The sequence below is a fragment of the Afifella sp. JA880 genome (assembly GCF_025379905.1).
GTDB lineage: Bacteria > Pseudomonadota > Alphaproteobacteria > Rhizobiales > Afifellaceae > Afifella > Afifella aestuarii.
In genome coordinates this window covers 62,814-78,236 of the sequence record NZ_JAOANH010000001.1, presented here as the reverse complement: position 1 = coordinate 78,236, position 15,423 = coordinate 62,814, and the positions used below count along the sequence as shown (strand labels likewise).

Here is a 15,423-nt window from a genome sequence, read left to right as displayed (position 1 = left end):
TCGTCACCAGTTGCGGAACCGGGCCGGCGGGTTGTAGAGGCCGCCCGACCAGCTCACGAGGTCGCGGATGTTGCGGGCTGCGAGCAGCGAGCGGTTGGCACGGGAGCGATCGACACCCAGGTCTTCCGGCGTCTTGACGATGCCGGCTTCACGCAGCTGCCGGGTTTCGTCCGGATTGGCCTTGAGGCCGATCTCGGTGTAGCCGGCGACCGCGCGGATGGCGGCCATGCGCGCTTCGATGTCCGCGCAGCGGTTGAGGTAGGCGATGCCTTCCTCGGTCACGACATGGGTCAGGTCGTCGCCGTAGATCATCACCGGCGGCAGATCGAGCTTGGCGTTTTCAGCCAGCTTCCAGGCGTCGAGCTCTTCCACGAACACAGGCGCCCTGCCCTCGCCGAACGTTTCGACACCCTGCACCACCAGGCGCTTGCCGCGCGGCATGTTGCCGATCTGGCGATCGAGCGTCGGCATTTCCTTGCCAACCTTCAGCCAGCTGTCGGTCACGTGACGACGGCCCTTGGCATCGCAACCCATGTTCGGTGCGCCACCGAAGCCCGCCACGCGCGACGCGGTCGCAGTGGAGGAATTGCCGTATTTGTCGATCTGCAGCGTGCCGCCGATGAACATGTCGAGGGCGTAGTGGCCGGCGGTCTGTGCGTAAGCGCGGTTGGAGCGCAGCGTGCCGTCCGGACCCGTGAAGAAGACGTCCGGCCGCGCCGCAACGTATTTCTCCATGCCGAGCTCACCGCCGAAGCAGTGGATCGTATCGACCCAGCCCGATTCGATGGCCGGGATCATCGTCGGATGCGGGTTGAGGATCATATGCGTGCAGGCTTTGCCCTTGAGGCCGAGCTCTTCGCCGTAAGTCGGCAGAAGCAGTTCGATGGCCGACGTCAGGAAGCCGATGCCATGGTTGATCCGCTTGACCTCGTATTCGGCGTAGATGCCTTTGAGGCACAGCATCGCGAGGAGGATCTGGCTTTCCGTGACGAGAGCCGGATCACGGGTGAACAACGGTTCGATGAAGAACGGCTTCGGCGACTGCACGACGCCGTCGATCCAGTCGGCCGGGATGTCGACGCGCGGCAGCGTATCGACGATTTCGTTCACCTGGGCGATCACGATGCCCTGACGGAACTTCGTCGCCTCGACGATGGTCGGCGTGTCTTCGGTGTTGAAGCCGGTGTAGAGGTTGCCCTGCCGGTCCGCCTTGTAGGCGCAGATCAGAGACACTTTCGGCGTCAGGTCGAGGAAGTAGCGGCCGAAGAGCTCGAGATACGTATGGATGGCACCAAGCTCGAGCTTGCCTTCGCTGATGAACTTGGCGACGCGGCCGGCCTGCGGTCCACCGAATGCGAAGTCGAGCTTCTTGGCGATGCCGTTCTCGAAGAGGTCGAGATGGACCGGGAGCGGCACGGCCGACTGCACCATGTGCAGATCGTGGATCCTCGATTTGTCCACCTTGTTGAGGCATTCGGCCAGGAAGTCGGCCTGCTTCTGATTGTTGCCTTCGATGTTGACGCGGTCGCCGGCGCGGATCACCGCTTCAAGCAGCGCGACCGTATCCTCCGGCTTGAACTGCTTTCCCGGACCAATGTACCGGGAGGCAGCCTCCAACCTCTCTGCAGTATCTGCAGAGCGGCGGTCCCACTTCTTTTCTGTAGAGTTAGTGGACATGGAACAACCTCTATTTCCTTTTATTAGCGCGCAATCCTCGCGATAGCGGGAGAATGACACGCTTCTCCGTAGTAGAAGCGGTGTAGAGAGCCGCTTCCGTCTCGAATACTTAAGCTGCCGTCAGCGCCGAGGTCGGTAGCGACGCCTCGGCAGCGCGCATCGCCGGCGTCGAAGGAGATCTCCCGCCCGATGGTGCAGGAGCGTGCGATCCAGGCGCGGCGAATGGGGTCGAAGCCTTCGTCTTCCCAGCGTTTCATCCAGCGCTCGACCGAGGCGAGAACCGCCGAGAGCACCGCCTCGGAATCGATCGTCCGACCGGCTTCGATCGCGAGAGATGTGGCGATATTTTCAAGGACCGGCGGGAAGTCGGTGGCCGCGATGTTCACGTTGAGGCCGATACCGGCAATCACGTGAGCCATGTCCCCTTCCGGGGTCAGGACGAGTTCGCACAGGATGCCGCAAAGCTTGCGACCGTCGACGAGGATATCGTTTGGCCATTTGAGCTCGGCCGCGACACCGGTCGCCTGCACGATGGCCTCAGCGACGGCCACACCCAGCACGAGGGTCAGCTGGGAGACTTCTTCAACCGGCCGTGTCGGCCGCAACAGCAGTGACAGAGCGAAACCCTTGCCCGGCTCGGAAAACCAGAAACGCTTGCCCTTCCCCCGGCCCGCCGTCTGATGCGCCGCCACCACCGCGAGACCTGGCGCCACCCCTTCGGCAGCGAGATCCCGGATAAGCCGGTTCGTCGAATCGACGGCAGAGATCCGGTAGACAGGGTCGATCCCGCCGCTCCGACGCTCGACACCGCAATGACTTGCGAGGTCGGCGGGCGTGGCAGCGAGGGCGAAGAACGTGGACATGGTTTCGTCCGGAGCAAGGGTTTCGATGCTTTGAAAGGTGGCGTCCGGTGTCTGCAGGGTTGGGGGGCGCGCAGACACCGGACGCTCCGTCATCCGACCAGGCCGATCGTCGAAGCGAAGACGCCGACGGCGATGGCGGAGACGATGACGCCGCAGATCGAAGCGCCCATGGCCAGAGGCATAATCATGGCGTAGGGGCTTGCTTCGAAGGCGCAGCGTTGGGCGATTTTGGCTGTGGACGGCATGCAGGAGACACCTGCGATACCTGTGGCCGGGTTGTACTTGCCCTTGCTCACGAGCCAGACCAGCCAGCCGCCACCGATGCCGCCGAGGGCGGAGACGGCGAGCGCCGTGATGCCGAGGACGAGCAGGATGGCCACCCGCGGATCAAGCAGGGTCGAAGCCTCGCAAAGCACGCCGAGCACAAGGCCGAGGAACAAGGTCGACCCGTAGGTGATCGTGTTCTCAAGAAGCTTCTGATACGGCTCGATCTCGGCTTCCTTGATCGCAACGCCCATGAAGAAGGACAGGATCAGCGGAGCGGCGACCGGCAGAAGCAGGCAGAGAAGGCCAGCGGCAACCACGGTGAAGACGAACTTCGCCTGCGGAGACACATCCGGGAAGTCGATCTCGACCTCGAGGCCGCGATACTTCTCAGGCACGAGCCAGCGCACGAGGTACGGATAGCCAGCATAGCACAGCGACAGGTAGAGATAGGCGATGATGGAGATCGGGACGAACAGGTCCTTCGCCATGATCAGAGAGGCGAAAAGAACCATCGGGCCATCAGCACCACCGATCGAGCCGACCGCGGCCGCCTGCCCCGGGGTCAAGCCGAAGTAGTAGCCGATCACCAGCGTGACGAACGTGCCGAGCTCGGCGCAGATCGCAACCGTGATCGAAGCCCAGGGCCGCGCCAGGATGAAGGAGATGTCGGCCATTGTGCCGATGCCCATGAAGAGCAGGCAGGCGACAAGCGAGTTCACGAAGGTGAAGTTGTAGATCGGCTGCAGAAAGTTGATCTGCATGATGTCGACCAGCGGTCCCGTATCGGCGACCATCGGCGCGATGATGAGCGTACCGATCTTGCCGGCCTCGAGGAACATCACGCCGGCGTTGACCGCCATCATGCCGATGCCCATCGGAACCATGATGAGTGGCTCGAGCGTGCGCTTGAAACCGAGATAGGCGAGCGTGAAGCCGAGGATGATCAGGCCGATGCGCGAAAACGCGATAACCGGGTCCTGGATAAAGAGCGTCCCGATACCCGGGAAAATGCTAAGAAGTTGATGTAACATGGTTTTGCCGGTTCATTCGGAAGGCTGGGAGAGGAATTTGGAGATGCCGACGATGACGCCGATCACGCCAAAAGCGATGACGGCAGTGAGGAGGTAGGCCATCCCGGCATAGACAATGATGTTCATGAGATCCTCGGGGGTTTGGGGGAATGACCCGCCGTGAGGGGCTGGTCGGTGAAAGCGGCTCCGGGGGCAGGATGGCCGCTCAAGAGCGCATCGACGCCGAAGGTGATGGCGAGAAGATCGGCCGAACCTCCGGGGCTGATATTTCGGGTGATGCATGCCGCATCGAGACGGCGGATCGCGGCCATGCCGGCCTCGCTCAGCGCCCCGCCGAGACGAAGCACCTCGCGGGCCTCCGCACGGACGAAGTCGAGCGCCGCAAAGCCGCCGCGCCACAGAAGCGTCGTGTCTTCGGCGACAGCCATCAAAGAAATGAGCGTGTGAATGAGAGCCGTTTGGACCGACGCTCCCTTTTCGCGCGCCGCCTGGAAAGCCGGCAGCCCGGCCTCGGCGACAGTCGGAAAGCCTGCTTCCACTTCGCCGCGGATGCCTTGGACGCCATAGCGCTGATAAAGCCACTCGCCGGCAGTCGCAGGTTCGCGATCGGCAAGACTGCAGAGTTCGCGGGCGCAAAGCCCGTCGACCATCAAAGCGGCAGTCGCGAAGAGAGCATCGGCGCTCATGGCCGCCGGCTCGCGCGCCAGCAGTCCAGCCGCAGCGCTCAAGATACCAGCGGAGAAGAGAAAACCGCGTTGTGTGTTGATGCCGCCTGTCGCGGCGAGAAGCAGGCCTTCATAATGTGAACCGATGGCGCGCACGACCGGCAGAAGGCTGACCACCTGCCCTTCATGACGTTGGCCTGCATCGGCACATTGGAAGAAGCAGGGAGCGATCGCGGCCGAGGACACCATGAAGGTCGAGATGTCCATGTCCCGGTGCGCGCCGTTGGAGCGGGCCGTTACGAGGCCCGGCTTCGGATGCGTCGCGACTTCGAGCAATGCGCCGGCGAGGAATGCCGAACCGATGCGCCAGGCAACGGCGCTCACTCCGGCTTCGAAAGCGGGCGTCTGCTCCGGATTGTTCGCTGTAACTTGCTGAGGGGCTTGCATAATCTCGTACTCATTTCGCCTCCCCAGGCTGCGCTTCGATGACGGTCGTAGCGTGCGCAAAGCCTGCATCGGCGAGTTCGCCGCGTCCGAACGTCGCTCGTAGCGGGCGGCGCGAGGGCGCAATTCCCCGTTGACCTCAAGCGCCTGTAAGCGCCGAAAGCCGCAAGGAGATTCAGGAGTTCACCGGCACGGAGAACACTGAGTCACTGGTGAGGAATGGGTTTGAGCAAAGGATGGAACGAACTCCCCGAAGGGGCGCCCAAGCTGCTCCAGTCACGAGATCACACGCCCCAGAGGGGCTCTGAAGATAGGTGCTCACCTCCGCAAAGCGGTTGGCGTCACCCCTGATCACTGTATCACTAGCTCTCAAAAGAGCAGTACATCTCCGCCAGGCGGAGCATCACATGGCCCGAGGGCCCGTCGAGTTCCCGTATCGGTACCCCCGACTTAAGTCGTATATCTCACTATGGAGCCGAAGAGTCCAGACCTCTGTCTGGCCAACGGTTGCGGCAAAATGGCATCATTATAAGCGAGACGTACAAAGTCGGATTGTTTTGTCTTTTCAGATAATTAAGTCGCCTCGACAAAAATTCTCGGCGGATTCTCCGCACTTCGGTCAGGTTGCGCAGGCAATGAAATGCGACTTCCAAGACGCATCCTAAGAGTTTGAAAACGCGACGTTTTCGCGGCTCGTCAGCCGCAAATTGAACATGATTGAGATCGTCGTTTATAATTTTGCACGTACAATTACGTGAACAGAAAACGCCGCGCTCCCTCGCGCCCGCATGCCGACGGGCGCCTCGCTTCGACAGAACGAAGCGGCTCAATCTACGCAATGGACCGGGGTGGCGCAGCAAATGGCCCGCACCTTATCGAAGCAGCATCCGCTCCGAGCCGGCGCACGTCCGCCCACAAAAGGTGGGCCGAGAGAATACCTCTTCCCATCGAGATGGACGGAGGCGAGTTCAACCGACGATCAAGTCAGTCACGCGTCGGTACGGGATCTCCAGCGAAACGAGGCCGCTGAAGACGGAGGGATTTCCAAACTGGGACCGTGAAGCGGACTAGCAGAGCGCGGCCTCCCCCGCCCGCGCCACGCGAATCCGGAAACCGTCAGGCTCCGCCTCTAGAGATGCATCACCCCAAAGCCCATGCGCTCATGGTTCGTTTCGGGGTGGAACGCCGATTCGCCGTGCGCGGCGATGGCAAGCCATCTTCCGTCGGAAACGATAGCCACCTTGAGCTTCAGGCTTGATTCTGCCGCGACGTCCGAGCTGACGCCCTTCAGGCATTCGAGACCCGCGTGGATGACGGCGTGGATTTCGTTGTGATGGTGGTGAATGATGTGGCTCTGAAGCGCGCAGGCGACAAGCGACTTCACGAATGTCTTCGTCACATCCGTGCGGATACCGCTGACAAAGGTGATGCCGAGCTTCAAGCGCGTGCTCGCAGCGATATACTGCTTGAAGACCTCTTCCTCCTCGCGCGAGCTGATCGCAGCAATGATCGCGACCTTACCCAGACGGTCAGGATTGATGTCCATTGGGGGAGTTCCTTGTGCGAGAACATGTCCGGCCCGCGATAACCCAAGGTTATCCCGTGAAACCCTTCCGCTATGCTGCCCCCCAAGGCGTGCAGTCGGGCAGGTGCCGGGAGGCATCTCGATAGGGCGTCACTTGGTTCCAGTAAACCCTAAAGATCGCTCCAGGCTTGCAAGCGAGATTGTCCTTTACGACGGGTGCGCGGGGCATAAATGTGAGCACAGACACCCCGGGGGAAGGCGCATTTGCCTGCGCTACCCCCATAACTCTGCGGCGCCGCCCCCTGTTCCGCCGAGAGTGCAAGACGCGAGGAGAATCTATGCCCGCTGCCATCACACCGTCCGTGCTGGAAACGATCGGCAACACACCGCTTTTGCGGCTGCGACACGCATCGGAGATGACCGGCTGCGAAATCCTTGCCAAAGCCGAGTTTCTCAACCCGGGCCAGTCGGTCAAAGACCGCGCCGCCCTTGGCATCATCCGCGATGCGGAAAAGCGTGGATTGTTGCAGCCGGGCGGGACCATTGTCGAAGGGACAGCCGGCAATACGGGCATCGGGCTCGCTCTCGTTGCGAAAGCGCTTGGCTACCGGGCCGTCATTGTCATCCCGCAAACGCAGTCTGAGGAGAAAAAGCAGGCCCTTCGTCTGCATGGCGCGCGCCTGCTCGAGGTCCCTGCCGTGCCTTACCGCAACCCCAACAACTACATTAAAGTGTCGGGGCGACTTGCCGAGAGGCTCGCCGCAGAGGAGCCCAACGGAGCGATCTGGGCCAATCAGTTCGACAACACCGCCAACCGCAACGCCCATATCGAGACGACGGGTCCGGAAATCTGGCGGCAGACGGATGGCAAGCTCGACGGATTCATCTGTGCCGTCGGCACGGGTGGCACACTCGCTGGCTGCGGCATGGCGCTGAAAGAGCGGGACAGTTCGATCAAGATCGGGCTCGCCGATCCCGACGGCGCAGCCTTGTTCAATTACTATGCCCATGGCGAGCTCAAATCCTCCGGCTCATCCATCACGGAGGGCATCGGCCAGGGTCGTATCACAGCCAACCTCGAAGGTGCTGCCGTCGACATGCCGTTCAACATTCCCGATTCGGAAGTGATGAGCGTCCTCTTCGACCTCGTCGAGAAGGAAGGGTTGTGCCTGGGTGGTTCGTCGGGGATCAATGTCGCGGGGGCCATCCGCATGGCCCGCGAGCTGGGTCCGGGCCACCGTATCGTGACCATTCTGTGCGACCATGGCGCACGTTACGCCACGAAATTGTTCAATCCCGACTTCCTGCGCGCTAAGAACCTGCCTGTGCCGACCTGGCTGTCACAGCCGCCGGCGATCGATATTCCATTCGAGGAGGTGCCCGAGTGAGTGGGCCGACTGAACTTCTCTTTCGCAGCGATGCCTATCTGAAGGAATGCGAGGCGGAGGTCGTCGCCATCAACGATCGTGGCGGCGTCATCCTGGATAAGACCGTTTTCTACGCCACCGGTGGTGGCCAACCGGGCGACACCGGACGCCTTCTCTTCGCCGACGGAGAGGTCGCGATCGGCGCCACCGTCTATGGCGAAGACAAATCTGAGATCGTGCATGTGCCGGCTGGCGAGACAAAGCTCCCTTCAGTGGGCGAGCATGTGAAACTCCTCGTCGACTGGGACCGACGTCACGCGCATATGCGCATGCACACCGCCCTGCATCTCCTCTGCTCGCTGATCGCCTTCCCTGTGACCGGAGGATCGATCGGCGCGGCGGAAAGCCGGCTCGATTTCGATATCGCCGAGGCGGATGCCATCGACAAAGACGCGCTGACCGATGCGCTCAACGAACTCGTGAAAGCTGACCACGCCGTGACAACACGCTGGATTACGGATGAAGAACTCGCCGACAACCCGGACCTCGTTCGAACCATGAGCGTGAAGCCGCCGACCGGCTCCGGCAAGGTTCGGCTCGTGGCGATTGGCACCGATGGTTCGGTCGATCTTCAGCCCTGTGGCGGCACTCATGTGCGCTCCACCGGAGAGATCGGCGCGCTCAAGATTGGCAAGATCGAGAAGAAGGGCCGCCAGAACCGCCGAATCCGTTTGCAGCTGGCGAGCTGACGATGGGCACCATGCTGGTCAGTCCCAAGTGGCTCAACGAGCACCTTGCGGACGAAAAGGTGAAAGTAATCGACGCCTCCTGGTACCTCCCCGCCCATGCGCGCGATGCCAAAGCGGAGTACGGGGCCGGACATATACCCGGTGCAGTCTATTTCGACATCGACCGGATCGCCGATCCCGACACGGACCTGCCGCACATGCTGCCGAGCCGCGAAGCTTTCGCAGAAGCGGCAGGAAAGCTCGGATTGTCGGAGAAAGATACGATCATCGTCTACGACGGGATGGGCTGCTTCTCCGCGCCGCGTGTGTGGTGGACGCTCAAAATCTTCGGCGCCGCCGATGTGCGGCTCCTCGAGGGCGGCCTGCCGGCCTGGCGCGCGGCGGGACTGCCGCTGGAGACGGAGACACCCTCGCCTCCCGAAACAACCTTTAACGTCCGGTTCGACCGTGAGGCGGTTGCCGATCTCGAGCGGGTCCGCAATGCGATCGCCAACAAGAATGCACAGGTGGTCGATGCACGCCCCGCGCCGCGCTTCAGCGGCGAAGCGGCCGAACCGCGCCCTGGTCTCAAGAGCGGCCACATGCCAGGCTCTTTCAATCTGCCTTTCGGCGCGCTTTTCGCGGAAGACGGCAAAAGCCTGGCCGAACCAGGCACCATCCGTCGACTTTTCGAGCAAGCCGGCGTCGACTGGCACAGACCCATCATCACATCCTGCGGCTCGGGCGTCACGGCCGCCGTCTTGAGCTTCGCGCTGGCCACTGCGGGCAAGCGGGATGTGGCCCTTTACGATGGTTCGTGGGCGGAATGGGGCGGCAGAACCGATACGCCCATCGAACGGGGAAGCGAATGACGCGTTTGGTGCCGACGACCATCACGGATCTGCGGATGAGTGCGCCTCCGCGACACCTTCCCCCGCCCCCGGCCGGCATTCGCCTTGCGCTGATGCGTGCCGAAAACTGCCCCCTGCATTTCTACCGATATCTCTACGCCACGATTGGTCGGAGCTATCTCTGGGTCGAGCGGCACGGGCTCGACGATGCGACCTTGGCCGAGCGCATCCACGGCGACGGTATCGAAGTCTGGGTTCTTTACGGGAATGGTGCACCGGCCGGCTTTTTCGAGCTCAACTTCGCCGACCCCATGACTGTCGACCTCGTCTATTTCGGTCTCATGCCCGACTGGAAGGGGCGCCGCATCGGGCCCTGGCTCCTCGGCACCGCCGTCAACGAAGCTTTTTCTCGCGGCGCGGAAGCGGTGACTGTGAATACCTGCACGATGGATCACCCGGCAGCCTTGCCGCTTTACCAGCGTCTCGGATTTGAGGCCGTGGGCCGACGGGAGCATCAGCTTCTGGTCCCGGAAGGCTTCACCCTGCCGAGTCACGTCTCTCCCGCGAATTCACCGTAAGAGGGAACAATTCGCCGTCGGCGGATTTAGCCGTGTCCGAGGGGGCTCGGAACACGGATACGTCGATGAGATTTGCAGCCATACTCGCGGCGACGGCGCTCACTCTGCCGTTCGCCCACACCGCTTCCGCCGCTACTGCCGGCGTCGAGCGACCGACCGTTCTTGCTCAGGCGGGCCAGCCCGACTGGCCGCCCAACATCGGTCCGAGACGTGGCAACGGCGAGGGTGAGAAGAAGCGCGAGCAAAACCCCGACCGCCCAAAGCTCGGACAGCCCGGCCCGCCTCCGCAAAAGGCTCCCCAACCGCAGGCGAACAAGCCCCAGAGACCTCCCCAAGGTCCGGGCCCAAAGCAACCCGCAGCGCCTGCACCTCAAGCCGAAAAACCAAAGCAACCTCCAAAACGGGCACCGCAGCGACAGGCTGAGCCGCCTCAGAAATCCGCACCTCAACCGTCACCGAAGCGTGCAGAACCGGCGCGTCCAGAAAGGCCCGAGGCCGCGCCACCAAGGCGCGAAGAGCAGCCTCGTGCCGCAGATCCTCGCCGAGAGAAGGCAGGCCCAGGAGCGGAATTCCTGCGTCGGCAACAAGAGCAGGCGAACGAACGCCGGCAGCGGCCCGCGGAAGCGCCCGCAAAGGCACCAGCCCCGCCAAAGCCGGACGCAGCACAACAAAAGCGCAACGTGCAGCAGCGGCCGGAGGCGGAGCCGAGAGGCGACGCGGCCCCTTCCCCAACGCCCCAGCTCGGCATTGCCGGCGAGCGTGAGGATCCGAGAGTGCGCGAGCTGCGCCACAAACTGCATCAGCAGCGGCGCGAGGCTGTTCGGGAGGCGGATAGGCCAGATCGCGACGAAGTCCGTCGTCGTGGACAGGATGATCGCGACTGGTCGGTCGAGGATGACCGGCGAGATCGGCGTGGCCCTCCCCGCGGCGCTGCCGGCTTCATGCTGCCCTTTGCGACAGGCGACGTGGTTCAGGACTCGGGCGACAGGGTTATCGTCCGCCGCAACGGTCAGCTTCTCATTCGGTCCGACAGCGAAACCGACCGTCTTCTGCGCCGGGCGCGGGATGTCTCAGTCGACGAGCTGGGCGGCGGTCGGACGCGCACCATCGTGACCCGTCCCGATGGAGTCCGCGTCATCACCGAGCGGGATTATGACGGTGAGATCATCCGGCGCGTCCGCCAGTACCCGGACGGCGACCAGGTCGTGCTGATCGACGAACGCGGCTACGATCGTCGTGATCGCGAATATGAGCCGGGTTATTTCGAACGCTCTCTGCCGCCGCTCGACCTGCAGATGCCGCGAGATCGCTACATCGTCGAGATGCAGCGCGCATCGGAACGCGATCTCGAAGATGCCTTGATGGCTCCACCTGTTGAAAGCGTGGAGAGAGTTTATACGCTGGAGGAGGTCCGCGACAGCTCGCGGCTGCGTGACAAGCTTCGTCGCGTAGATCTCGATTCGATCACCTTCGACACGGGCAGTGCCGCGATAACACGCAGCCAGATAGGCCAGCTCTCCGCGATCGGCCAAGCCATCGAAGACGTGCTATCGCGCAACCCCAACGAGATCTTCCTCGTCGAAGGACACACCGACGCCGTCGGCTCGGACGTGTCGAATCTTGCACTGTCAGACCGGCGCGCGGAATCGGTTGCGATCGTCCTGTCGGAGAATTTCGATATTCCGCCGGAGAACCTCGTCACTCAAGGCTATGGCGAACAATATCTGAAAGTTCCGACGGAGGCTGCGGAACGGGCCAACCGGCGTGTCGCCGTTCGCCGCATCACGCCGCTCATTCAAAGCACGAGCCGGTAACTCGCCGCTCTCGGTGAGCGGACGGCAAAAACGAATGGGTCCGCCATCGCGGGCCCATTTTCTTTGCGGCCCATCTTCAGTGGGCGCTCGCACCGGATCCGGTCTCCGACGCAGACACGGTCACGAGGCGCGGCCCCCGTCCGGCCTGACGTTCCATCGCGTCGGCAACGCTTCCATGGACGAGATTTCCGATATCGTCCCGGTGCCGTTCGCCAATCAAAAGGACGGGCGCATCGATCGTCTCTGCTCGCGCAAGGATGGCCTGAGCGACGTGAACGGCGCCCGCCTCCAAGACCTCTCCTTCCGCGCTCACCCCCTGCTCTCGGAGCCAGAGGAGCCCCCGCTGCAAAACAGCCGTAGCTTCGGTCTCGCTCTCGGCATCGACGGCATCTTCGTCCACCACCTCGAAGGGGCGCACATGCAGGACGAAGACGGTTTCGCCCTTCGTTGCGATCTCGGCGGCGCGCTCGAGAACCGCCCGGTCATGGTCCGTCCCGTCGACCGCTGCGAGAACCGCAATCCGTGGCGCGCCGCCGAGAGGCTCACGGACCTCAGGCCGAACGCCGGCATAACGCCCAAGACTGCTTCGCCGGGCAAAGAGCACGACCGGCGAGATGAGAGCCGCGACGCAGGCCACATAGAAGGCCATATTGGCGCCAAAGCTTTCCGCCAGCAGCGGCGCCGCGTAGGGCGCGACGACGCCAGCGAACCACCGCACGAAGTTGTAGGCAGCGGACGCGACGGGTCTCGGAACCGTCGAGACTTCGAGCGCCATCTCCGTAAAGACCGTGTTGCAGACCCCCATCAAGGCGCCCGAAAGCACCACGCAGGCGGCAACGATCTCCACGGAGCTGAAAGCCATGACCATGAGCAGGACTGCGAAGAGAACGAGACACGCAGCAAGCAGGATCGGAGCGCTCAGCCGCGCCTGCAGACGTGGCGCGACGAGAACCGAAAACACCGCAAGCAGGAGCCCCCATCCGAAGAAGATCAGTCCGACCGCATGCGCCGACATCTGCAGGACGAACGGAACGAAGGCGAGGACCGTGAAGAAGGCGTAGTTGTAGAAAGCCGCAGCGACAGCGGTCGTCAGAAGACCAGGCTGGCGAAGCGCCTTGAGAGGCGCAGAGAGCGCAATCTTTTCCTTGGGTTTCGGCAGTTCCGGAAGAAGCACTGCGACCGCGACAAAGCCGATCGCCATCAATGTCGCCGTCCCGAAGAAGGGGTAACGCCAGGAGATACCACCCAGCGCAGCGCCGAGGAGAGGTCCCGCAGAAATGCCGAGACCGAGCGCGGCTTCATACATCAAAATCGCTGCAGCCGTGCCGCCACGCGAGGAGGCGACGATGACGGACAGAGCCGTGACCACGAAAAACGCATTGCCGAGACCCCACCCGGCTCGGAACGCGACCAGTTCGCCAACCGACTGCGAGGTTCCGGCAAGCGCGGAGAACGCGACGATGAGAAGTGCCCCCACCATCAACGTCTTGCGACCACCCAGCCGACTGGAAACGAAACCTGTGACCAGCATCATCACCGAGGTGACGAAAAAGTAGCTGGTAAACAGTAGCGATACCTGACTGGGGGATGCATTGAGCCCCGCTGCGATCGAGGTGAGGATCGGATCGACCAGACCGATCGACATGAAGCCGACGACGCAGGCGAAAGCGGTCGCCCAACCGCTTTTGGCTGATCCAGAAAATGGGGAGATGCGGAAGTGGCGGACATGCGGATCGTGAACGTCAAAAACAGGTGTATGATACAGGCATATGCTGGGCCCGCGCCCAAGAATAAGTTGTATAATACAGGTATTTTGATAAGGCCGCGCACGAGCGGGAGGCCGGCATGACGGACACCACGGCGGTGATCGAAAAGCTGGAACGCGAACTGGCGTTCTTTGCGCGAAGGCTGGAGGCGGTCCACCGCAAACGCGGCTATCCCCTTGAGCGCGCCCATTATCTTCTGCTGCTGCAATTGCGCGAAGGCCCCGCCAGCGTCACCGATCTCGCCCACCACCTCGACCTCGACGATTCAACCGTCACGAGGCAGATCGCCGCCATGCAGCGGCGGCGCCTGATCCGCCGCGTCAAAAATCCGGCCGACGGACGCAGCACCCTGATCGAGCGCACGCGTCTCGGCGCCGAGAGCGCCGAGACGATGCGCCTGGCAAGGCTTGGACGCATCGAGACGCTGTTTGGCGCGTGGAAGCAGGCCGACCGCGAGAAATTCGCGCAGATGCTCGCGCAGGTGAATCTTGCCCTGTCGGACTCGCTCAAGGAGATGACGGAAGAGCTGCCCTCCCCGCCTCCGCAGAAACCCAAGCCGGCACGTCTCAAGCCGGCGAGGCCCAAGCAGGCACGGCAACCAAAGCCGAAGCCTCAGAAAGAGTGACTATCCCCCGCTCGGCGCGCTCGCTTCATCGGCCTCCTCCGGCTCCTCGACGGTTCGCCGGGGATCGCCGGAGAGAAACTCGGCCACGGCCCCGAGACTCGGGATATTCGTAGCGAAGATTTTGATCGCCACGAGAAGCGGCACGGCCATGAACATGCCGACGAAACCCCACAGCCAGCCCCAGAAGGCGATCGACAGGAAGACCGCCACCGGGTTCATTTCAAGCCGTCGGCCGACCACCATCGGAGTGATGAAATTGCCCTCCATGGCGGTGAAGAAGAGATAGATGAGCGGCGGGTAGAACGCTTCGCCGAGTGTCGGAAACGTCACAATGCCGACCACGGCTGAAAGGCCGATGCCCATCATCGACCCGACATAGGGAATGAAATTCAGCAATGTCGCCAGGATGCCCCAAAGCACCGGGTTGGGCATGCCGATGACCCACATGCCCGAACCGATCGCGATCCCGAGCATCGTGTTGATGAAGGTGACGGTGAAGAGGTAGCGCGACAGCTCGCGCTCGATGTCGTGCGCAATCCGCAAGGCCCGCTTCTTGTCACTGAGCGAGGGCATCGAACGAACGAGCTTCACGTAGAAGAGCTCCGAATAGGCCAGCAGGAAGAAGAGCAGGACAAGACAGAGGAGAACGCGCGCCAGGATATCGGGCGTACTGGTCGCGACATCCGACAAGAGCCCCGGCTCCCGCAGCACCACCTCCTGCGCCGCGCCGGGCGCGGCCGCCCCCTTCCCCGTCGTGATCTTGTCGACTTCCTTGGAAGCACGCTCGAGCTGGGCCACCGAACCGCGCAGATGCCCGACCTTGCGCTCCAGCTCGCGCGCAATGCTCGGCGCGCGGTCGACCCACTCGCCGATCGGATCGCTCAGGATATAGGAGCCGCCAACGAGCATGATGAAGGTGGATGACACGAGAAGCGCCCCCGTCACCCACTCAGCGATCCCCCGCCGCGAAAAGAAACGCACCACGGGGCTCAAGACGAGCGCGAATAGGAACGCCAGCACGACCGGCAGGAAGAACCCCTTCGCCAGATAGAGCGAGCCGATAAGAGCGATTAAAAACAGACCCGTAAGGGGCCAGGACGCGCGTTGGCGCTGAGGCTCAAGAGGCGCGTCGGCTTGCTGAGGCGTCGCGTCCGAGGGACGTGCAGTGGCGTCGGAATCGGTTGAAGTCATGGGCCTGGCGGGTGTCTGCTATCCGCTTCAA

13 protein-coding genes are annotated in these 15,423 nt (G+C 62.7%); 6 read left to right on the top strand and 7 right to left on the bottom strand.

Features of this window, described 5'->3' with window-relative positions:
* Positions 1 to 3 precede the first annotated feature (3 nt).
* The 5 genes from mdcA to NYQ83_RS00415 form a co-directional block, all read right to left on the bottom strand.
* Positions 4 to 1,677, bottom strand: a complete 1,674-nt coding sequence (gene mdcA / locus NYQ83_RS00435) for a malonate decarboxylase subunit alpha (RefSeq protein ID WP_128294184.1) — start codon at positions 1,675 to 1,677, stop codon at positions 4 to 6.
* 23 nt (positions 1,678 to 1,700) lie between these two features.
* Entirely contained in the window at positions 1,701 to 2,540 is an 840-nt protein-coding gene (locus NYQ83_RS00430; RefSeq protein ID WP_261211297.1) for a biotin--[acetyl-CoA-carboxylase] ligase, read from the bottom strand.
* A gap of 89 nt (positions 2,541 to 2,629) precedes the next feature.
* A complete protein-coding gene (gene madB / locus NYQ83_RS00425) occupies positions 2,630 to 3,838 on the bottom strand; it encodes a Na+-transporting malonate decarboxylase, carboxybiotin decarboxylase subunit (RefSeq protein ID WP_261211295.1) in 1,209 nt (402 codons plus the stop codon).
* A gap of 122 nt (positions 3,839 to 3,960) precedes the next feature.
* Positions 3,961 to 4,887: a triphosphoribosyl-dephospho-CoA synthase MdcB gene (mdcB, locus tag NYQ83_RS00420; RefSeq protein ID WP_261211294.1), complete on the bottom strand. Its 927-nt coding sequence runs from the start codon at positions 4,885 to 4,887 to the stop codon at positions 3,961 to 3,963.
* Between the two features lie 1,189 nt (positions 4,888 to 6,076).
* Positions 6,077 to 6,493, bottom strand: a complete 417-nt coding sequence (locus tag NYQ83_RS00415; protein ID WP_092816060.1) for a HutP family protein — start codon at positions 6,491 to 6,493, stop codon at positions 6,077 to 6,079.
* Between the two features lie 317 nt (positions 6,494 to 6,810).
* Between NYQ83_RS00415 and NYQ83_RS00410 the strand changes: the two genes are divergently transcribed.
* The 5 genes from NYQ83_RS00410 to NYQ83_RS00390 all read left to right on the top strand — a co-directional run bounded on the left by NYQ83_RS00410 (position 6,811) and on the right by NYQ83_RS00390 (position 11,810).
* Complete coding sequence (locus tag NYQ83_RS00410) at positions 6,811 to 7,860, top strand: cysteine synthase A (RefSeq protein WP_261211290.1); 1,050 nt, start codon at positions 6,811 to 6,813, stop codon at positions 7,858 to 7,860.
* A complete protein-coding gene (locus NYQ83_RS00405) occupies positions 7,857 to 8,588 on the top strand; it encodes an alanyl-tRNA editing protein (protein WP_261211289.1) in 732 nt (243 codons plus the stop codon). Before NYQ83_RS00410 ends, NYQ83_RS00405 begins: the two co-directional genes overlap by 4 nt.
* A 2-nt stretch (positions 8,589 to 8,590) precedes the next feature.
* Positions 8,591 to 9,439 carry a 3-mercaptopyruvate sulfurtransferase gene (gene sseA, locus NYQ83_RS00400; RefSeq protein ID WP_409976934.1) on the top strand — a complete coding sequence of 283 codons (849 nt, stop codon included), beginning with the start codon at positions 8,591 to 8,593 and terminating at the stop codon, positions 9,437 to 9,439.
* A complete protein-coding gene (locus tag NYQ83_RS00395) occupies positions 9,436 to 9,996 on the top strand; it encodes a GNAT family N-acetyltransferase (protein WP_261211285.1) in 561 nt (186 codons plus the stop codon). Before sseA ends, NYQ83_RS00395 begins: the two co-directional genes overlap by 4 nt.
* 680 nt (positions 9,997 to 10,676) lie before the next feature.
* Entirely contained in the window at positions 10,677 to 11,810 is a 1,134-nt protein-coding gene (locus NYQ83_RS00390; RefSeq protein WP_261211283.1) for an OmpA family protein, read from the top strand.
* Positions 11,811 to 11,886: 76 nt separating this feature from the next.
* Here NYQ83_RS00390 and NYQ83_RS00385 read toward each other — a convergent pair whose 3' ends face one another.
* Positions 11,887 to 13,521, bottom strand: coding sequence for an MFS transporter (locus NYQ83_RS00385; RefSeq protein ID WP_261213873.1), 1,635 nt, complete (start codon positions 13,519 to 13,521; stop codon positions 11,887 to 11,889).
* 134 nt (positions 13,522 to 13,655) lie between these two features.
* Between NYQ83_RS00385 and NYQ83_RS00380 the strand changes: the two genes are divergently transcribed.
* Positions 13,656 to 14,201: a MarR family winged helix-turn-helix transcriptional regulator gene (locus tag NYQ83_RS00380; RefSeq protein ID WP_261211281.1), complete on the top strand. Its 546-nt coding sequence runs from the start codon at positions 13,656 to 13,658 to the stop codon at positions 14,199 to 14,201.
* Here the strand turns inward: NYQ83_RS00380 and NYQ83_RS00375 are convergent, their stop codons facing one another.
* Positions 14,202 to 15,392 carry an AI-2E family transporter gene (locus tag NYQ83_RS00375; protein ID WP_261211278.1) on the bottom strand — a complete coding sequence of 397 codons (1,191 nt, stop codon included), beginning with the start codon at positions 15,390 to 15,392 and terminating at the stop codon, positions 14,202 to 14,204.
* Positions 15,393 to 15,423: the final 31 nt, after the last annotated feature.